The sequence below is a fragment of the Neoroseomonas lacus genome (assembly GCF_014644535.1).
Taxonomy (GTDB): Bacteria; Pseudomonadota; Alphaproteobacteria; order Acetobacterales; family Acetobacteraceae; genus Neoroseomonas; species Neoroseomonas lacus.
The window spans coordinates 193,947-212,214 of sequence record NZ_BMKW01000006.1 but is presented as its reverse complement, the minus strand read 5'-3'; the positions used below and the strand labels follow the sequence as shown (position 1 = coordinate 212,214).

The window sequence follows — 18,268 nt, the reverse complement described above, 5'->3', positions numbered from 1 at the left end:
CGAATTGCAGCACCGTGCGCTACCGATCACGAGCCGCGCGGTTCGGCCGCCGTCGTGGAGGCGGGTGCCGGGTCAGTTCCCACCCCGCTCGATGTTCCAGACAACCGGGAAGCCGAAGTCGATCACGCCACGCAATTCCTTGCGCCAGGCGGCCGGTGCCCGGAACTGTCCGGCAATCGGGAAGGTCGCGCGCTCGATGGCCAGCCGATTCAGCTGCGCCGCGAGCTCGCGCCGCTTGGCGGGATCGCCTTCCGCCTCGAAGCGTTCGATGACCGGCGTCATCTCCGCTTCGCAGTAGCCCCAGGGCTGGTTGCCGGTGCAGTTGAAGCCGACGCCGAGATTCGACAGCGGATCGGCCATGTCGAAGCCGGTGTAGACAACGGGAACCACGTTCCAGCCGCCGCGGTCGAGCGGCTGGCGCTGCACCCAGCGCTGCGCGATCGAGGACCAGTCCGAACCCTGAATATCCAGATTGAACCCCGCCCGCTTCATGCGGTCGATCAACACCAGGCCGAAGGGGTTCAGCAGCGCCGAATCGAGCGGATGCATCAGCACGACACGCTCGTTGTTGTAACCGGCCTCCCGCAGCAGCGCTTTCGCCCGATCGAGGCTCGGCTGCTTGATCGCGTCGCTGCCAAGTTCGCTCGTGTAGGTCGTGCCGCACATGAACATCGCCGTGCAATCGGGCCGGCCGAGTTCGCCGAAGCCGGTACCGGCCAGGATCTCGTTGCGGTCAAGGCATTGCTGCAAGGCACGACGCATCAACACATTGTTGAAGGGCGGCAGGTCATGGTTGATGCTAACGGCGTACATCATCTCCGCCCGGCCACTTGCCTGCGAGATGACGATGTTTCGGTCGCCGCGCATGCGCGGCAGGTTGTCGACCGGCGCATATTCCAGATAGTCCACTTCGCCCTGCTGCAACGATGCGGCGCGCAGCGCGATGTCGGGCATCGTGATCATCTCGACGCGATCGACCTTCGCCACCTTGCCGCCGGCGAGCCCATCGGCCGGTTCGTCGCGCGGCACGTAATGCTGGTTGCGGCGAAAGAACGTGCGGTCCCCCGGCAGCCATTCGTCGCGCAGGAAGACGAAGGGGCCGGAGCCGACGATCTCGCGCACCTGCTGCGCCGGCGGCGTTGCCGACGCGATGCGTGCCGGCATGATGAAGGGAACATGGACCGATGGCTTGCCCAAGGCGTCGATGACGCCGCCATACGGGCGCGACAGCTTCAGGACGAAGCCATCGGTGCCAGACGTCGTCAATTCGGCCGTCGCGGCCATCAGGCGCCGGCCGATGGAATCGCGGTTGCCCCAGCGGCGCAGCGAGGCCACCACATCCTCGGCGGTGACCGGCGCCCCGTCGTGGAACGCAAGACCTGGCCTCAACCGGAATGTCCAGGTCAGGCCGTCGGCGCTGGTCTCCCATCCTTGCAGCATCTGCGGTCGGTACTCGCCGCGGCTGTCCATCGAGACCAGCGTGTCGAAGACCAGATAGGCGAAGTTGCGCGTGATGAAGGAAGGGCTGCTGATCGGATCGAGATTCTGCAGCCCCACATTGACCACGAAGCGGAACGGCCGCTCACGCGACTGCGCGAGGGCGAGCCGGGGCAGCGCCATCGCGGCGCCGGCGGCGGCGAGGCCTTGTCTGCGGGTCAGCATCGGCGGTGCTCTCCTTCTGGATCGGTCAGGACTGCGACGTGGCCCAGGCCTCGGCGACCTGGCTGCAGGTGGCGAACCACACACCCTCGAAGCCACGCATGAAGGCGATCATCTCGCGCAGCAGGGCGATGCGGCTCGGACGTCCGGTGAACTGCGGATGCATCACCAGGTTGTAGTACCCGCCCCAGCGATGGATCTCGCGGAACTCGTCCTGCCAGACCTCGCGGATGTGGCTGTTGGTGAAGATCGGCCGCGGCGTCTTGATCGAGAAGAGCAGGAACGGCGCGTCGTCGAGGCTCCAATGCCAGGGCAGTTCGATGATCGAGGAGCCGTCCGGCGCCGTGATGCGATACGGATTGATCTCCGCCATCATCGAGCTGTCGTAGAGGAAGCCGTGCTTGGCCAGCAGCCGGATGGTGTTGTCGCTGGTCTCGCCGGCCGGCGAACGGTAGCCCTTCGGCACCACGCCCAGCACGCGCTTCAGCGCGTCGAGACCGCGCTCCATCTCCTCCACCTCCTGCTCCGGAAAGGCGGGGTCGATCCAGGCATGGGAGTAGGAATGGTGGCCGATCTCATGACCGGCCTTGAGCACCATCTCCGCCCGATCGGCATGGTTCTCAACGGTCCATCCGGGGATGAAGAACGTGGCCGGCACGCCGGCTTCCTTCAGGGTCTCGAGGATCTTCGGCACGCCGATCCGTGCGCCATAGACGCCCTGGCTAAGCGTGCCCGGGCGCTGCGCATTCGCCGGATCGCGCGACAGCCACAGCGTCTCGGCGTCGAAGTCGAAGGTCAGGGTGACGGCGATGCGCGCACCGCCGGGCCAGTTCACGCTTGATCCGGTCATTCATGGGTCCCCTTCGCAGGCGGCGGAAGTGTCATGCGAGGCGCCCGCCATCCACGGGCAGCGCGACGCCGTTGATGTAGGATGCCGCATCGCTGAGCAGGAACAGCACCGCGGCAGTGACTTCGTCGGGCGTGCCGAAGCGGCCCATCGGATTGCGCGTGCGGAAGATGACCTCGCGCTCCGCGGCACCCTCGCCGGCGGCAGCAAAGGTCTCGCGCAGCATCGGCGTCTCGATCGGCCCGGGACAGACGGTGTTGGCCCGGATGCCCTGCGCGGTATGGCTGGCGGCGACGCTGCGCGTCATCAACACCACGGCTCCCTTGCTGGCGGAATAGGCGGGAAAGGTGGCATTGCCGGCAAGTCCCGCTCCCGACGCCAGCGTCACCACGGAGCCCCCACCTGCCGCAATCATGCGCGGCAGGACGTGCTTCAGCGCCAACCAGCTTCCCTTGACGTTGACGGCGAACAGCCGGTCCCACGCCTGTTCGGTGACATCGGCCAGGGGCGCCGTCGGCCCGAGAATGCCGGCGGCCGTGACCAGCAGGGAAACCGGCCCGAGCGCATCAAGCGCCTCCGCCGCGCGTGCCATGTCACTGCCCTGCGAGACGTCCCCGGCGACGGCGACAGACCCCGGACACTGCGTCGCCGTCGCGTGCAATCCGTCAGCATCACGATCGAAAAGGACGAGACGCGCGCCGGCGTCGGCAAGCGCCACCGCAACGCTGCGGCCCAGGCCCGATGCAGCACCGGTCACAAGGCCGACGCGCCCGGCGAATTGCGATCGATCGTCCATCCGAGTAGACATGGCCTTGCCTCCCGACAATCTTCCGGCAGTCCTCCGTGAACGCCTCGCTCTTGCGCCAAGGCCGCTCCAGGACGGTACGGCGCGTTCCGGAGCGCTGTCAAAGCAGACTCCCTCGTCAGTAGAAGGGCGGCGTCACGGCCCACAACACGACTGCGCGCGCCTCGCCCGGGTTCTCGAAGCGATGCGGCAGCGTGCTCTTGAAGCGAAAGGCGTCGCCCGCACCGAGCAGGCACGTCTCGCCATTGACCTCGAGCCTCATGCTGCCTTCGATCACCATGCCCGCATCCTCGCCGACATGACTATAGGGCGACGGCCCCGACGAGCCGCCGGGTTCGATGGTGACGTAGAGCAACTCGATCGCCCCATCGCCCGCCGGAGCGAGCAGTTCCTTCGTCACGCCATTGGTACCGAGCGACAGGGTGCGGCGATGCGCGCGGCGCAGGACCCAGGGCGGTGCGCCCGTGGGCGACGTGCCGTCGGAAAAGAACCAATTGATCGGCACCTTCAGTGCCTCGGCCACGCGCTGCAGCGTGCGGATGGATGGCGTCGAGACACCACGCTCCATCTGGCTGAGCATACCGATCGACACGCCGCTCTCATCGGACAGCGCCTGCAGCGTCAGCGCCCGCCGGCGCCTCAAGTCGCGCAGCCGTTGGCCCATATGGGCCAACGGCCCGGAATCCTCGGCTGGATCGGTCGGCGCCAACTCGCTCATTGAAAAATCAGACCTCTGATTTTCACTATTGCCTCCGATGCGACGGGTGTGACTACCATAAAGCTGAAAATCAAGGGCACGGAAGGAAAACCATGCGGGTCGGCATCGAGGTAGGCGGAACCTTCACCGATCTGGTCGCGCTGGATGGCGGACGCGCCGTCGTCGCGAAAGTGCCGAGCACGCCGCGCAGCCCCGACATCGGTGCGTTCAACGCGCTCATCGCCGGCAACGTCCCATCTGGCGCGGTCACCGACCTGGTGCATGGATCGACCGTCGCGACCAACGCCATTCTCGAACGCCGCGGCGCGAAGGTGGCCTTCGTCACCACCCGCGGCTTTCGCGACATCCTCTTCATGCAGCGCCACGATCGCCGCAGCATCTACGACCTGCGTTACGCCAAGCCGGAGCCCCCGGTGCGCCGACGCGATTGCTTCGAGGTGACGGAGCGCCTCGACGCGCGCGGCAACATCGTGCTGCCGCTCGATGAGGCCGAGGTCGCGCGGATGCTGATCCCCGCCCTCGCCGCCGGCGGTTACGCGGCCGTGGCGATCTGCCTGCTGTCCTCCTACGCATCGCCGCTGCACGAAATGCGGCTGGCCGAATTGATCGGCGCGGCGCTGCCCGATATCCGCATCGCGCCGAGCCACGCCATCGCACCGGAGTTCCGCGAGTACGAGCGCGCCTCGACCGCGGTGCTCTCGGCCTATGTGCAGCCGGTCATCGATGGCTATCTCGACCGTTTCGGGGAGCGGCTCGCGCAGGCGGGCTTCACGGGGCGGTTCAGCGTCATGCAGTCCAATGGCGGACGCCTGCCGGCTGTCGCCATGCGGCGCAACGCCATCACGGCGCTGTTCAGCGGCCCGGCCGCCGGCGTGGTCGGCGCCATCCGGCAGGCCGGTCGTTCGGGTCGTGGCGACCTCATCACCTTCGACATGGGCGGCACCTCCACGGACGTCTCGCTGGTGCAGAAGGGCGAGGCCGCGCTAGCACCAGAGACCGAAGTGGACGGGCTACCGATCCGCACGCCGGTGCTCGACATCGTCTCGGTCGGAGCGGGCGGCGGCAGCCTGGTGTGGATCGACGAAGGCGGCATGCTCCGGGTTGGCCCGCGCAGCGCCGGCGCCGACCCCGGCCCGGCCTGCTACCGCCGTGGCGGCACGCTGCCGACGGTCACCGATGCCCATGTCGTGCGCGGCACCATCCGGCCCGAGAGCTTCCTCGGCGGCACCATGAGCCTCGATGCCGATGCCGCGCATCGCGCCTTCGAGGAAGTCGCGGCGCGGCTCGGCACTGATGTGCGCGGGGCGGCCGCGGCGGCGATCCGCCTTGCGGTGGCGAACATCGTTCGCGCCATCCAGCTGGTCTCTACCGAACGCGGGCGCGATCCGCGCGACTATGCACTGGTGCCCTTCGGCGGCGCGGGCCCACTGCTCGCCGCCGAGATCGCCGAGGAGCTCGGGATCGCCGAGATCCTGGTGCCGCCCAATCCGGGCGTGATTTCCGCGCTCGGCCTGCTCTCGGCGGATTACGTGAAGGTCTATGGCGTCACGCGGCGCATGGCGCTCGACGATGCCGCGCCCGATGCGTTGCGCGCCGCCGAGGCCAGGCTGCGGGCCACGGCGTCGGATGAATTCCGTGGCCTCGGCCTCGACGGCGCGCTGGAATATGGCCTCGAGGCCGATATGCGTTTCGTCGGCCAGGCATTCGAGATCCCGGTGGCGATTGAGGAAGCCGCGCTGAAAGGCCTTACCGAAGGCGCCCTGGCTGAACGCTTCACCGCGGCGCATCGCCGGGTCTATCTCCATGGTGGTGAACCGGGCCGCAAGTCGGAGATCGTCTCGCTCCGCTACAGCGTGCGGCGGCGGCTCGACACGCTGCCAGAGGTGAAGGAACGCGATGGCGCGGATCGCACCGGCACGGCGCCGATCCGCGCCGCCGATGGCCGCACGCTCGAGGCACGGTTGGTGCCCGCTGCGCGCTTTTCCGATGCCGTCACCGGCCCGGCGCTGATCGAGGGCTATTCCTCCACGGCCTGGGTGCCGGAAGGCTGGATTGCCAGACGCGACGAGGCAGGTAACCTGATCCTGCGGAGGGATGCGTGATGCAGCTTGATCCCGTCGAATACGCCATCCTCAGCCAGTCGCTGATCGCCGCCGCGCGGGAGATGGGCGCGAAGCTGATCCGCTCGGCCTATTCCACCATCCTGCGCGAGGCGCGCGACGGCTCGGCGGCGCTGCTCGACGCCCGCGGCCAGACGGTCGCGCAGGCCGAGCTGATCCCGATGCAGCTCGGCACCATCGGGCGCATCTTCGGCCCCTGCGCCGCGATGTTCCCGCCGCAGACGCTGAAGCCGGGCGAGGTGTTGTTCATCAACGACCCTTATTCAGGCGGCCAGCACCTACAGGACGTCTTCATCTTCCACCCGGTCCATGTCGATGGGGAGGTGATCGGCTTCGCTGCCTCGGTTGCGCATCACCTCGACCTGGGTGGCGGCAGCCCCGGGCTCAATCCGGCCGCGGTGGACGTCTATTCCGAAGGGCTGATCATCCCGCCGATGAAGATCGACCTTGAGCGGGACTGGCACGGTGGCGGCTTCGAGCGACTGCTGCGCGCCAATGTCCGCGTGCCGCAACAGACGATGGGCGACTTCGACGCGCAGATGGCGGCCAATGCCGTCGGCGTGCTGCGCATGCAGGAATTGGCGAAGCGCTACGGGGTAGCCAAGCTGCGCGCAACCATGGCCGCGCTGCAGGATTATTCCGAGACACGGATGCGCACGGCCATCGCAGCCGTCCCCGACGGCGTCTATGTCGGCGAGGATGCAGTGGATGACGACGGCATCAGCGATGCGCCGTTGCCGGTCCGCGCCACCGTCACGGTCAGGGGCGAGAGCATCTCGGTCGATTTCAGCGGCACGTCGCCGCAGGTACGCACCAACCTCAATGCGCCCTTCGCCTCCACCGTCTCGGCGACGGTCTCGGCCATCAAGGCGGCGCTGACGAGCCCCGACATCCCGTTCAATGACGGCGCGATGCGCCCGATCGACGTCGAGGCACCGCTGGGCTCCCTGCTCAATCCGCGCCATCCCGCGCCGGTGCGCGCCCGCATGGAGGCCTGTTCGCGCGCCTGGAACGCGGTGATGAAGGCGCTCGCGCAGGCGGTGCCGGAACGCGTCATCGCCTGCGGCTTCGACACCACCACTTCATTTTGCCTCTCCCATCTCCGGTCGCAGGGCTGGTCGGTCTACCTCGAGGTCTATGGTGGCGGATTCGGCGCCACGGCGGAGAGCGATGGCTGCGATGGCGTCGACAATCCACTCTCCAACTGCTCGAACACGCCGGTGGAGGCAATGGACCAGGATTTCTCCTTCTTTCGCGTGACCGACTACGCGCTGCGGCCGGACAGCGCCGGCGTCGGACAGCATCGCGGCGGTGCCGGCTTCATCCGCCGCATCGAGATCCTGGAGGACGGCACAAGGCTAGCACTCTATTCCGACCGCTTCCGCCGCGCCCCCGAAGGGTTGTTCGGCGGCGGTACGGGCGCAACCGGCTGGTGCGAGATCGAGCGCGACGGTCAGCGGATTCCGACCCGCTCGAAGGATCAGATGGAACTGCGCAAGGGCGATATCGTAACCCTGGCGCTCGGCGGTGGCGCTGGATATGGCGAGGCCGCGCGGCGCGATCCGGCCGCCCTCGCGCGCGACATCGAGGATGGCCTGGTGACAGTACCGGCCGGCGCGGGCTGAACGATGACCGGCACCCCGGACAGTGTGCTGTTCAGCCCGCTCACCCTCCGTGGGGTGACGATGCGCAACCGCGTCATGATCTCGCCGATGCAGCAGTACATGGCGGGGGCCGATGGCCTGCCCACCGCCTTCCATGACCAGCATTACGGCCGCCAGGCCATTGGCGGCGCCGGCACGGTGATGACCGAGGCGCTCGCGGTCTCACCGGAAGGCCGGGTGACATGGCATGATCTCGGCCTGTGGAACGACGCCCAGCAGGACGCGCTGCGCCCCATCGCCGCGATGGTCGAGGCCGCTGGCGCCGTGCCGGCGACGCAGCTCATCCATGCCGGCCGCAAAGGCAGCGTCGGGCGTCCATGGGAAGGCTATGATCCACTCACCGCCACGGATGCCGCCCGCGGCACACCACCATGGACAACGCTCGCGGCCAGCGCGCTGCCGGCCAATCCGGGCTGGCACGAACCCCTGGCGATGGACGAGGACGCGATCGCGCGCACGATCGACGCCTATCACGGCGCGACGCTGCGGGCCGCGCGGGCGGGCTTCCGCTTTCTCGAGATCCATGCCGCGCACGGCTATCTGATCCATTCTTTCCTCTCACCCATCGCCAACAGGCGCGAGGATCGCTGGGGCGGCGATCTCGACGGTCGCCAGCGTTTCCTCCTGGCCGTGACGGAAGCGGTGCGGGCCGGCTGGCCGTCGGATCTGCCACTCTCGGTGCGCCTGTCATGCATCGACGACCAACCGGGCGGCTGGACGATCGAGGACAGCGTCGCCGCCGCCATCGCCTTGAAGGCGCGCGGTGTCGACCTGGTCGACTGCTCCTCGGGTGGTCTTGGCGAACGCACGACGACAAGAATGATCCGCCGCCAGGAAGGCTACCAGGTGCCCTTCGCGGAACGCATCCGGCGCGAGGCCGGCATGCCGACCATCGCGGTCGGCCTGATCCGCACGCCGGACTATGCCGAGGCCGTGATTCGCGAGGGCCGCGCCGACCTGATCGCCATCGGACGCGAGGCGCTGTTCAATCCGCACTGGGTGCTGCATGCGGCGCAGGCGCTCGGCGCTGATCCGGGGTTCGACGGATGGCCGCCATCCTGGGGCTGGTGGCTGGAAAAGCGGGCCCGCGCAGCGCGCGCCCCCGCGACATAACAGGGAGAGTGCATCGATGCTGCAACGCAGGACATTGTTCGGGGCGGGCGCCGGGCTTCTGGCAGCGCCGTCCCTCGCCCGCGCACAAGGTGATCAGATTCAGATTGCCGGCGTCTATTCGCTGTCGGGGACCTTCGCCAATGTGGGCGACCTGCTCAACAAGGGCACGCAATGGGCCTTCGAGCATTACGGCACCGGCGCCGGCAAGCGCATCAACTACACGCTGTTGGATGACCAGGGCGACCCGGGTCGCGCGGTGCGCCGCGTGCAGGAAGCCATGGGCCAGGGCGTCAAGCATATCGTCGGCTGCACGCTGTCCTCCATCGCCCTGCCGGTGGCGAAGGAAGTGCACGCCCGCGGCGGCGTCTACATCCACATGGCCGGCGCCGACGAGGCGACAGGCTCGGAATGCAACCGCGCCTCCTTCCGCTGGCCGGGTGCGAGCTACACCGCGGTGAATGCGACGCTGCGTCCCTTCATCGAGCGCAACCCCAATGCCAAGCGCTGGTACACCATCACCGGCCAGTACGTCTTCGGTGACAGCCTGCTGTCCAACCTCAAGACCGTGCTGCAGGAGACCGGCAGGCAGCATGTCGGCAATTCCTATCACGCGCTGAGCGAGCGCGAGTATTCAGGCTACATCACCGCCGCCATCGCGGCGCAGCCCGACGTGCTCGCGGTCTGCAACTTCGGCAACCAGACGCTCGACGTGGTGCGCCAGGCCGTCTCCTTCGGCATGAAGCGCAATGTGAAGATCGTGGTGCCGTGGTCGACCGGGCTCGACCAGTTCCAGGCCTGGGGGCCGGACATCTGCGAGGGTGTCTATTTCGGCGCGAACTACTGGCATGGCGTCGACGCCCCGGGCAATCGCGTGCTGCAGGAGGTCGTGCGCGCCAAGACGAATGCACAGACCAACTACCTGCAGGCCTGCGGCTGGGCGGTCGCGCAGATGATGGTGGAAGGGCTGAACAAGGCCGGCACCGCTGATGTGCCGGCGGTGATCGGCGCGCTCGAAGGCCTGTCCTATCAGGGGCCGACCGGCACCGAAGTGATCCGCGCCGGCGACCACCAGGTGATCAAGGACTACTACCTGATGCTCGGCAAGGCGCGCAGCGCGATGCGCGACCCGGCCGACTTCGCCGAGGTTCTCGCCGGCACGAAGGCGTTCCAGACACCGGAACAGGCCGGCTGCCGGATGAGCTGACGACGGAGCACGTCGATGTCAGGCCAGGTCCTCGTCTTCCAGTTGCTCAACGGCATCGGCATCGGGATGATCTACTTCCTGCTGTCGGTCGGGTTGTCGATGATCTTCGGCCTGATGCGCTTCGTGAACTTCGCCCATGGCGCGCTCTATCTCGTGGCGGCCTATACGGCCTATGTGGTGAGCGTGCTGACGGGCTCGATGCTTTGGGCCCTGCTGTTCGGCCCGCTGGTGGCGGCGGCGCTCGCCGTCGTCGCCGAGCGGCTGCTGCTGCGGCACACCTATGCCATGGCGCATGAGGCGCAGATCCTCATCACCTTCGCCGTCGCGCTGATCGTGCAGGAGAGTGTGATCCTGCTCTTCGATCCCCTCGCCAAGAACGTGCCGGTGCCCGACTTCCTCGGCGGCATCGTCTTTCTCGGCCCCTTCGTCTATCCGGCCTATCGGCTGGCGGTCGTCGCCGTCTCGGCGCTGGTCGCGCTGTTGCTGTGGGTCGCGTTGGAACGGACACGGTTCGGCGCGATCCTGCGCGCCGGCTCGGAGAGTGCCGAGATGGTCGGCCTGCTCGGCATCAATGTGCAGCGCGTCTTTCTCGCCGCCTTCGCACTCGGCGGTGCGCTGGCCGGGCTTGCCGGCGCGCTCGCGGCGCCGTTGCGCGGCGTTGAACCCTTCATGGGGCTGGAGGCGCTCGGCATCGCCTTCGTCGTCGTTGTGGTCGGTGGCATCGGCTCCTTCACCGGCGCACTTCTCGGCGGCCTGTTGATCGGCGTGGTGCAGAGCGTGATGAGCAGCCTCTGGCCGGAAGGCGCGCGACTGATGATCTACGGCGCCATGGCGCTGGTGCTGCTGGTGCGCCCGACCGGCCTGATGGGGCGGGCATGAGCGTCGAGACCGAGGGCGTCCGCCCGCTCGGCATCGGGGCGATCGGCGTGGTCATCGCCCTCGTCGCGCTGCCCGTCATCCTGCCATCGGTGACGCTGGCCTCCGAAGTGGTGGTGTTTTCCGTGGCCGCGCTGTCCTGCATCTTCCTGCTCGGGCAGGTCGGTCTGCTGTCCTTCGGCCAGGGCCTGTTCTTCGGCATCGGCGCCTATGTCTCGGCCGTGCTGCTGAAGGAGCACGGGGTCGGCACGCTGCCCGCGATCGCGGCCGGGTCGGTCGTCGCCTGTCTCGGCGCGGCACTGCTCGGCCTGCTGGCGGTGCGGCGACAGGGTGTCTATTTCGTCATGCTGACGCTGGCCTTTGCGCAGATGGGCTATTTCGCGATGCTCGCCCTGCGGGATGTGACCGGCGGCGAGAACGGGCTCACCGGCGTGCCGCGGCCGCCGCTGATCGCCGGTTTCGGCGCCCTGGCCAATTCCGGCGCGGTCTACGCGCTGCTCGCCACCCTGGCCTTCCTCGCCTATCTGTTCGTTCGGCGCGTGGCGGATTCGCCCTTCGGCTCAGTGCTGCGCGCCATCCGGCAGAACGAAGCGCGAGCCGAGGCGCTGGGTTACGACATCCGGCGCTTCAAGACCGCGGCCTTCGCCCTGGCCGGGCTGTTGGCGGGATTGGCGGGCGGCATGCACACCATTTTCCTCGGTTTCGCACCGCCCAACGTCATCGAACTCGAGATGAGCGAGCGACTGGTGATCATGGCGATCATCGGCGGAACAGGTGCGCCGGTTGCCGCTTTTTTCGGGGCCGGCTTCTACATCGTGATGGCGGATGTGCTCTCGGCGCTCTGGCCACGCTGGCTGATGCTGATCGGTTTCCTGCTGATCGCGATCGTCCTGTTCCTGCGTGGTGGCCTGTGGGGCGGCATTGCGGCGGCGCTGCGCTGGGCACGGGATCGGCGACATGGCTGAGGCGCTGCTCGACGCGCGTGGCATTGGCGTTCGCTTCGGTGATTTCCGCGCCTTGTCCGAAGTGACGCTCGCCGTCGCGGCCGGCTCGCTGCATACCGTGATCGGCCCCAACGGTGCAGGCAAGACCACTCTGTTCAACGTGCTGACCGGTCGGCTGCGGCCTAGCGAGGGACGCATCGTGCTGGCCGGACATGATGTGACGCAAATGCCGGCTCATCGTCGCGTGCATCTCGGCATGGCGCGCTCTTTCCAGGTTACCAACATCTTCGCCGACCTCACGGTCACCGAGAATCTGCGGATGGCAGCCCAGGCTGTCGCAGGCGGTGAGCCGTGGGTGTTCTGGCGCGCGCATCGACCGATGCGCGAGACGGTGGAGGCCCTGTTGGAGCAAGTCGGCCTTGCGGCGCGCGCGACCCGGCGTGCCGGCGACCTGTCGCATGGGGCGCAGCGAGCACTCGAGATCGGCATGGCCCTCGCCGCCGATCCGCGCATCATCTTCCTCGATGAGCCGCTCGCCGGCATGGGCATCGATGATGTCCATCGCACCAAGGAACTGATTCACCGCCTGGTACCCGCACGCACGGTGGTGCTGATCGAACACAACATGCGCGTCGTGCTGGACATCTCGGATCGCATCACCGTGTTGGCACAGGGAAGGCCGATCGCCGAAGGGACGCCCGCGATGATCCGAAGTGACGCCGCCGTGCGCGAAGCCTATCTGGGATCGGGGCTGTGAGCGCGCTGCTGGAACTCGACGCCATCGAAGCCGGCTATGGCAAGAGTCGCGTGCTACACGGGGTCACCTTGTCGGTCGCTGCCGGCGAGACCGTCGCATTGCTCGGCCGCAATGGCGCCGGCAAGACCACCACCATGCGCTGTATCATGGGATTGTTGCCGCCCACCGCGGGCCGCATCGCCTTTGACGGGCGCGACCTGCGGGGCATGCCATCGCATGCGGTGGCGCGGCTCGGCCTGTCGCTGGTGCCGGAGCATCGCGGGGTCTTTGCAGCGCTGACCGTTGAAGAGAACCTGCGGCTCGCCGTCCGGCGCGGCTCGGCCTGGACCTTCGACTCGGCGATGACGATGTTCCCGGCCCTCGCCGCGCGACGCCGCACGCCGGGCGGCAAACTCTCGGGTGGCGAGCAGCAGATGCTCGCCATCGCCCGGGCGCTGATGCCGGGGCCGAGGCTGCTGTTGCTCGACGAGCCGACGGAAGGCCTGGCGCCGGTCATCGTCGAGCGGCTCGTGGTGCTGTTGAAGGAGCTGAAGGCGCATGGTCTGCCGATGCTGCTGGTCGAACAGAGCCTCGAGGTCTGCCGCGCCGTAGCCGATCGCCATGTCATGATCGACGAAGGCCACATCGTCTGGGCCGGCGACACGGCGGCGCTCGGCGCGGCCACCGACGTCGTCCGCCGCCACCTGACCTTGGAGGATGCATGAACGCGGACCGCTTCGCCGGACAGGTGGCGATCGTGACGGGCGCGGCACGGGGCATCGGCGCGGCGACCGCGGCGCGGCTCTCGCGGGAGGGTGCCGCCGTGCTGCTCGTGGATGTGGCGGAGGAGGTGACGGCAAGGGCGCAGGACCTCGGCGCGACGGCGCTTCAGCTCGACCTGGCGACACCGGGCGCGGCGGAACGCGTGGTCGAGGCGGCACGCGAACGCTTCGGGCGCCTGGACATCCTGGTCAACAATGCGGGCATCAGCGGGTCGCGGCCGCTCGCCGAATGCGACGACGCGCTGCTTGAGCGCATTATTGGCACGAACCTGATGGCGGTCCTGAAGATGACCCGCGCCGCGATGCCGCATCTGACACGGCCAGGCGGACGGATCGTGAATGTGGCCTCCGTCTTCGGCTTGGTGGGCTACCCGGGTTCAACGCCCTACGCGGTTGCGAAGGCGGGCGTTGCGCAGCTGACGCGGCAGCTCGCAGCCGATCTCGCGCCAGAGGGCATCCTGGTCAACGGTGTCGCCCCCGGACTCATCGAGACGGCGATGACACGCGACCGCCTGCATCACGACCGCTACTACCAGAGCGCGATGCTGGACCCGACGCCGCTGCGGCGCGCCGGGCAACCGGACGAGGTCGCGGCCGTGATCGCCTTCCTGGCGTCGGCCGATGCGTCCTTTGTTTCCGGCGAGGTTATCGCGGTCGACGGCGGTTGGATGACTGGCAGGCATCCACCTCCGCCGGCGCGTTCGGGAACCTGACCAACCCTGCCTGACGCCGGACAATGGGTCGGCTGCGCCATCGGGCCGCCGCGGCCGTCGTCGTCGCGGAGATCGGGTATCTGGCCCGGAGAATGACGCCGCGATGATCCCGGCCTGTCGGTTCCATGCGCCGCCGCAGGAAGCGCCTGACACCACGCCGGTGCTCGATCCCGATGCCGGCCAGGCCCTCCTGTTCCGTGTTCGGGACGTCGCCACCGAGGTCCCGCGCTCCCTGCGCTGATGCGTCGCGCTGCTGTCAGGCCTGATCCAAACGCGAGCGCAGTTCCGCCGCGGTCGCCTCCAGCAGCCGGTCCGACAGCACCGGATCGTCGACGGCACGGGCGAGGACCAGGGCACCAACCATGCTCGCCAGCAGCGCCAGCGCCCGGTCCTCGCGCGCCGCGCGGCGCCGGCCCGGCAGCATCGCGGCGAGACGCGTCATGCGCGATCGCAACCCCTCGGTGAAGATCTGGCGCAGGGCCGGTCCCTGGCGGGGCATCTCGCCGCCCAATGCGGCGAAGGTGCAGCCCTGGCCCGGTGCATCGCGGTGCCGGGCGGAGAGGTAGCCCGCGATGATCCCAGGCAACACCTCGGGCCCGCTATCCTCGGGGATGCGCGCGAGGGCGCTGCCGGAGATCGCCTGTGCGACCGCTTCGGCCGCGAGCCGCTCCTTCGAGCCGAACTGACTGTAGAGGCTGCCATGGGTCAGCCCCGCGGCTTCGCCGAGGGCATCGACGCCGACGCCCGACAGCCCACGCTCGCGGAACAGGCGCGCCGCCTCGGCCAGGATTCGCGCCCGGTTCGCCGCCGCCGTCTCCTTCGATACCCGCACCTTCGCCTCCCTTCGAAAATCTCTGATTTGCCGCTTGACTATTTTAGTAGCGCTCGCAATTTATGTCAAAGATTGCGATCGCTATCAAACAGATCCCTCCTCCGAAAGCTCCCGCCACATGCGCATTCTCGTCCTCGGTGCCGGTGCCATCGGCGGCTACTACGGTCTGCATCTGGCGGAGGCCGGCGCCGACGTCAGTTTCCTGGTGCGCGACCGGCGAGCGGCGCAGCTCGCACGCGACGGGCTGGTGGTGGCGAGCCGCGGGCAGGAGTTGCGCCGCCCCGTGCGCCATGTTCAGGCCGGACGGATCGAGGCGCCCGCCGATCTCGTCCTCCTCACCTGCAAGGCCTACGACCTCGATGGAGCGCTCGATGCGATCGCGCCGGCAGTCGGGCCGGAGACGATCGTGCTGCCGCTGCTGAATGGGCTCGCACATTTCGATGCGCTTGATGCCCGCTTCGGCGCCGGCCGGATTCTGGGCGGCGCCTGCTACATTGCCGTCACCCTCACGCCGGACGGCACCATCCATCATGCCAGCCCCGGCGACCTCATCCTGTTCGGCCCGCGCGCCGCCGCCGCCCCCTGGCAGGTCGAGACGCTCACCACGCTGTTCGCCGCGACGCCCATCACCGCCCGTTCATCGACGACGATCCTGCAGGATCTGTGGGAGAAGTGGTGCATGTTGGCGGCGGGCGCCGCCCTAACCTGCCTGATGCGCGGCACGGTCGGCGAGATCATGGCGACCGACGCCGGCCCCGGCATCGCCGACGCGCTTATCTCGGAATGCCGGGCGATCGCCGACGCCCATGGCCACGCGCCGCGACCGCCCTCCGCCACCCAGACGCATCGCATGCTGACCGACCCCGCCTCGCGCTGGGCGGCCTCGATGATGCGCGACATCGATGCCGGCCTGCCACGGCTCGAAGCGGACGCGATCCTCGGCGACCTCATCCGTCGCGGCACCGCTGCCGGCATTGCCGCGCCGCTGCTCACTGCCGCTCATTGCAACCTGCAGGTCTACGCCGCGCGCGCGGCCAACGCCTGAACCCCACCCGAACGGAGACCCCCATGTCGTCATCCATCACCGCCGGCACCGCCATGGTCACCGGCGCTTCCTCCGGCATCGGCGCCGTCTATGCCGAACACCTGGCGCGGCGCGGCCATGATCTGATCCTCGTCGCGCGCAATGTCGCGCGGCTGGAGGATCTTGCCGCCCGCCTGCGCAGCCAGGCCGGCCGCACCATCGAGATCTTGCCCGCGGACCTGCAGCAGACTGCCGAGTTGCTGCTCGTCGAACAGCGGCTGCGGGACGACCATCGCATCGGCATGCTGGTCAACAATGCCGGTATCGCCCTGGCAGGCCCGGTCACCGATGCCGACCCGGCGCGGCTGGAGGCGATGATCCAGTTGAACATCCTGGCGGCCATGCGTCTCGCGGTCGCGGCGGTGGCCGGCTTCAAGGCGCGCGGCGGCGGCACGCTGGTGAACATCGCCTCCGTCCTGGCGCTGGCGCCGGAACGCTTCAACGGCGTCTACGCGGGCAGCAAGGCTTTCGTCCTGGCGCTGACGCAGGCGCTGGACGCGGAACTGCGCGGCGCCGGCGTGCGCGTTCAGGCCGTGCTACCCGGCGCCACCAGGACCGCCCTGTGGGAGGCCGCGGGCGTGGACGTGGACAGCCTGCCGCCGGAGATGGTGATGGGGGCGGAGGAGATGGTGGAAGCCGCCTTGGCCGGCCTGGATGCCGGCGAACTCGTCACCATCCCCTCGCTGCCTGACGTCGCCGATTGGGAGAGGCTTGACGCAGCACGCCTCGCGCTCGGCCCCAATCTGTCGCGCAGGTACCCCGCTGAGCGTTACCTGAGCGTCGACCTGCCGGTTCCGGCCAGCACATGACCGGCTCGCCCGCCCGGGCCATCGTCGCCACGACCCGGGCGCTGCCCGCTCGCGTCGTCGCGGTCGCGCTGCGCAAGGCGGATGCCCTGGGCCCGCTCTGAACACATCCTCCCGGAGGTCAGCATGAACAGCCACGACATCCTGCTCTGCAATCCCGTCCGCACTGCGATCGGGGCCTACAATGGGGCGCTGAAGGGCGTGCCGGCGACCGAACTCGGCGCCACGGTGGTGCGCGAGACGCTGTCGCGCGCCGGGCTGGCGCCTGAGACGATCGGCAGCGTCATTCTCGGCAACGTCATTCAGGCCGGCAACAGGATGAACCCGGCGCGTCAGGCCTCGATCGGGGGCGGCATGCCGGTCAGCGTGCCGGCAATGACGGTGAACCGCGTCTGCGGTTCCGGTGCGCAGGCCATCGTCACCGCGGCGCAGGAGATCGGCGCCGGCCAGCACGACGTCGCCGTTGCCGGTGGCATGGAGAACATGGACCGCGCGCCCTACCTGATGGATGGCGGTCGGTGGGGCTATCGCATGGGCCCGGCCGAGATCCACGACAGCATGCTGCGAGACGGGCTCGACGATGCCTTTTCCGGCAGGCATTCCGGCTGGCACACCGAGGACCTGGTGACCAAGGCACAACTGACCCGCGAGGCGCAGGACCGCTTCGCCGCGCGGTCGCAGCAGCGCTTCACCACGGCGCAGGCGGCCGGGCACTTCGACGCCGAGATCGTCCCGGTCATCATCAAGGGTCGCAAGGGCGAGGAAGTGTTCGCGCGTGACGAGGCGCCGCGGCCCGATACGACGGTCGAGGTGCTGTCACGGCTGCGGCCGGCCTTCAGGCCAGAGGGCAGTATCACCGCGGGCAACTCGCCGGGCCTGAACAGTGGCGCCGCGGCGATGGTCGTGGCCAGCCGCGCCTTCGCCGAGGCGCACGGCCTGCAGCCCAGCGCCAGGCTTGTCGCCTATGGCATCGCCGCAGTGGAACCCGGGCTGTTCGGCCTGGGCCCGGTGCCGGCGGTACGGCGGGCGCTGGAACGCGCGGGGTGGGGCATCGGCGACCTCGAACGCATCGAGATCAACGAGGCCTTTGCCGCCGTGCCACTCGCCGTCGCGCAGGAACTCGGCCTGCCGGAGGACATCGTCAATCCGGAAGGTGGCGCCATCGCGCATGGCCATCCGATCGGCGCGACCGGCGCGGTGCTGGTCACCCGCCTGCTGCATGGGATGAAGCGCGATGGGCTGCGCCGCGGCATGGTGACGCTGTGCATCGGCGGCGGGCAAGGCATCGCACTCGCGCTGGAAGCCGAACCGGCAGATTAGCTATGAGCGGCAGAACCATGTCGATTGCCGTCGAGGACGTCCTCC

The 18,268-nt window shown here is 68.6% G+C and carries 18 protein-coding genes; 13 read left to right on the top strand and 5 right to left on the bottom strand.

The genetic code is table 11. The annotated features are described in order from the left end of the window. Positions 1–72: 72 nt before the first annotated feature. The 4 genes from IEY36_RS13525 to IEY36_RS13510 form a co-directional block, all read right to left on the bottom strand. Positions 73–1,662: an ABC transporter substrate-binding protein gene (locus IEY36_RS13525; protein WP_188967603.1), complete on the bottom strand. Its 1,590-nt coding sequence runs from the start codon at positions 1,660–1,662 to the stop codon at positions 73–75. 25 nt (positions 1,663–1,687) lie between these two features. Then, the gene (locus IEY36_RS13520; protein WP_188967602.1) at positions 1,688–2,509 is read right to left on the bottom strand and encodes a polysaccharide deacetylase family protein; all 822 of its coding nucleotides are present in this window, start codon (positions 2,507–2,509) and stop codon (positions 1,688–1,690) included. A 31-nt stretch (positions 2,510–2,540) separates the two neighbouring features. Next, positions 2,541–3,314, bottom strand: coding sequence for an SDR family NAD(P)-dependent oxidoreductase (locus tag IEY36_RS13515; RefSeq protein WP_188967601.1), 774 nt, complete (start codon positions 3,312–3,314; stop codon positions 2,541–2,543). Between the two features lie 115 nt (positions 3,315–3,429). Then, positions 3,430–4,029 (bottom strand): cupin domain-containing protein, encoded by a 600-nt coding sequence (locus IEY36_RS13510; RefSeq protein WP_188967600.1) that lies wholly within the window; start codon positions 4,027–4,029, stop codon positions 3,430–3,432. Between the two features lie 92 nt (positions 4,030–4,121). Between IEY36_RS13510 and IEY36_RS13505 the strand changes: the two genes are divergently transcribed. The 10 genes from IEY36_RS13505 to IEY36_RS13460 all read left to right on the top strand — a co-directional run bounded on the left by IEY36_RS13505 (position 4,122) and on the right by IEY36_RS13460 (position 14,422). Beyond that, complete coding sequence (locus tag IEY36_RS13505; RefSeq protein ID WP_188967599.1) at positions 4,122–6,131, top strand: hydantoinase/oxoprolinase family protein; 2,010 nt, start codon at positions 4,122–4,124, stop codon at positions 6,129–6,131. Then, positions 6,131–7,774, top strand: a complete 1,644-nt coding sequence (locus IEY36_RS13500; RefSeq protein ID WP_188967598.1) for a hydantoinase B/oxoprolinase family protein — start codon at positions 6,131–6,133, stop codon at positions 7,772–7,774. Before IEY36_RS13505 ends, IEY36_RS13500 begins: the two co-directional genes overlap by 1 nt. A 3-nt stretch (positions 7,775–7,777) precedes the next feature. Then, positions 7,778–8,926: an NADH:flavin oxidoreductase/NADH oxidase gene (locus IEY36_RS13495; RefSeq protein ID WP_188967597.1), complete on the top strand. Its 1,149-nt coding sequence runs from the start codon at positions 7,778–7,780 to the stop codon at positions 8,924–8,926. 16 nt (positions 8,927–8,942) lie between these two features. After that, positions 8,943–10,130: an ABC transporter substrate-binding protein gene (locus IEY36_RS13490; protein WP_188967596.1), complete on the top strand. Its 1,188-nt coding sequence runs from the start codon at positions 8,943–8,945 to the stop codon at positions 10,128–10,130. A gap of 15 nt (positions 10,131–10,145) precedes the next feature. Beyond that, complete coding sequence (locus IEY36_RS13485; RefSeq protein WP_188967595.1) at positions 10,146–11,009, top strand: branched-chain amino acid ABC transporter permease; 864 nt, start codon at positions 10,146–10,148, stop codon at positions 11,007–11,009. Then, a complete protein-coding gene (locus IEY36_RS13480; RefSeq protein WP_188967594.1) occupies positions 11,006–11,971 on the top strand; it encodes a branched-chain amino acid ABC transporter permease in 966 nt (321 codons plus the stop codon). The genes IEY36_RS13485 and IEY36_RS13480 overlap by 4 nt, the downstream gene beginning before the upstream one ends. 61 nt (positions 11,972–12,032) lie before the next feature. Continuing rightward, a complete protein-coding gene (locus IEY36_RS13475; RefSeq protein ID WP_229681301.1) occupies positions 12,033–12,707 on the top strand; it encodes an ABC transporter ATP-binding protein in 675 nt (224 codons plus the stop codon). Then, the gene (locus IEY36_RS13470) at positions 12,704–13,411 is read left to right on the top strand and encodes an ABC transporter ATP-binding protein (protein WP_308423158.1); all 708 of its coding nucleotides are present in this window, start codon (positions 12,704–12,706) and stop codon (positions 13,409–13,411) included. Before IEY36_RS13475 ends, IEY36_RS13470 begins: the two co-directional genes overlap by 4 nt. Continuing rightward, complete coding sequence (locus tag IEY36_RS13465; RefSeq protein WP_188967592.1) at positions 13,408–14,181, top strand: SDR family NAD(P)-dependent oxidoreductase; 774 nt, start codon at positions 13,408–13,410, stop codon at positions 14,179–14,181. Before IEY36_RS13470 ends, IEY36_RS13465 begins: the two co-directional genes overlap by 4 nt. A gap of 103 nt (positions 14,182–14,284) precedes the next feature. Then, on the top strand, positions 14,285–14,422 hold the full coding sequence (locus IEY36_RS13460; RefSeq protein WP_188967591.1) for a hypothetical protein: 138 nt from the start codon (positions 14,285–14,287) through the stop codon (positions 14,420–14,422). Positions 14,423–14,437: 15 nt separating this feature from the next. Here the strand turns inward: IEY36_RS13460 and IEY36_RS13455 are convergent, their stop codons facing one another. Then, positions 14,438–15,013 (bottom strand): TetR/AcrR family transcriptional regulator, encoded by a 576-nt coding sequence (locus IEY36_RS13455; protein ID WP_188967590.1) that lies wholly within the window; start codon positions 15,011–15,013, stop codon positions 14,438–14,440. A gap of 118 nt (positions 15,014–15,131) precedes the next feature. On the opposite strand from IEY36_RS13455, the gene IEY36_RS13450 reads away from it, so the two are divergent. The 3 genes from IEY36_RS13450 to IEY36_RS13440 all read left to right on the top strand — a co-directional run bounded on the left by IEY36_RS13450 (position 15,132) and on the right by IEY36_RS13440 (position 18,223). After that, positions 15,132–16,058, top strand: coding sequence for a 2-dehydropantoate 2-reductase (locus IEY36_RS13450; RefSeq protein WP_188967589.1), 927 nt, complete (start codon positions 15,132–15,134; stop codon positions 16,056–16,058). A 23-nt stretch (positions 16,059–16,081) separates the two neighbouring features. Beyond that, positions 16,082–16,906, top strand: a complete 825-nt coding sequence (locus IEY36_RS13445) for an SDR family NAD(P)-dependent oxidoreductase (RefSeq protein WP_188967588.1) — start codon at positions 16,082–16,084, stop codon at positions 16,904–16,906. Positions 16,907–17,029: 123 nt separating this feature from the next. Then, complete coding sequence (locus tag IEY36_RS13440) at positions 17,030–18,223, top strand: thiolase family protein (RefSeq protein WP_188967587.1); 1,194 nt, start codon at positions 17,030–17,032, stop codon at positions 18,221–18,223. The last annotated feature ends 45 nt before the right edge of the window (positions 18,224–18,268 follow it).

Excerpts from the sequence above, each read along its gene's own strand:
- IEY36_RS13525 (WP_188967603.1), bottom strand. The coding sequence starts at position 1,662 with ATGCTGACCCGCAGACAAGGCCTCGCCGCCGCCGGCGCCGCGATGGCG.
- IEY36_RS13520 (WP_188967602.1), bottom strand. The coding sequence starts at position 2,509 with ATGACCGGATCAAGCGTGAACTGGCCCGGCGGTGCGCGCATCGCCGTC.
- IEY36_RS13515 (WP_188967601.1), bottom strand. The coding sequence starts at position 3,314 with ATGTCTACTCGGATGGACGATCGATCGCAATTCGCCGGGCGCGTCGGC.
- IEY36_RS13510 (WP_188967600.1), bottom strand. The coding sequence starts at position 4,029 with ATGAGCGAGTTGGCGCCGACCGATCCAGCCGAGGATTCCGGGCCGTTG.
- IEY36_RS13505 (WP_188967599.1), top strand. The coding sequence starts at position 4,122 with ATGCGGGTCGGCATCGAGGTAGGCGGAACCTTCACCGATCTGGTCGCG.
- IEY36_RS13500 (WP_188967598.1), top strand. The coding sequence starts at position 6,131 with ATGCAGCTTGATCCCGTCGAATACGCCATCCTCAGCCAGTCGCTGATC.
- IEY36_RS13495 (WP_188967597.1), top strand. The coding sequence starts at position 7,778 with ATGACCGGCACCCCGGACAGTGTGCTGTTCAGCCCGCTCACCCTCCGT.
- IEY36_RS13490 (WP_188967596.1), top strand. The coding sequence starts at position 8,943 with ATGCTGCAACGCAGGACATTGTTCGGGGCGGGCGCCGGGCTTCTGGCA.
- IEY36_RS13485 (WP_188967595.1), top strand. The coding sequence starts at position 10,146 with ATGTCAGGCCAGGTCCTCGTCTTCCAGTTGCTCAACGGCATCGGCATC.
- IEY36_RS13480 (WP_188967594.1), top strand. The coding sequence starts at position 11,006 with ATGAGCGTCGAGACCGAGGGCGTCCGCCCGCTCGGCATCGGGGCGATC.
- IEY36_RS13465 (WP_188967592.1), top strand. The coding sequence starts at position 13,408 with ATGAACGCGGACCGCTTCGCCGGACAGGTGGCGATCGTGACGGGCGCG.
- IEY36_RS13460 (WP_188967591.1), top strand. The coding sequence starts at position 14,285 with ATGATCCCGGCCTGTCGGTTCCATGCGCCGCCGCAGGAAGCGCCTGAC.
- IEY36_RS13450 (WP_188967589.1), top strand. The coding sequence starts at position 15,132 with ATGCGCATTCTCGTCCTCGGTGCCGGTGCCATCGGCGGCTACTACGGT.
- IEY36_RS13445 (WP_188967588.1), top strand. The coding sequence starts at position 16,082 with ATGTCGTCATCCATCACCGCCGGCACCGCCATGGTCACCGGCGCTTCC.
- IEY36_RS13440 (WP_188967587.1), top strand. The coding sequence starts at position 17,030 with ATGAACAGCCACGACATCCTGCTCTGCAATCCCGTCCGCACTGCGATC.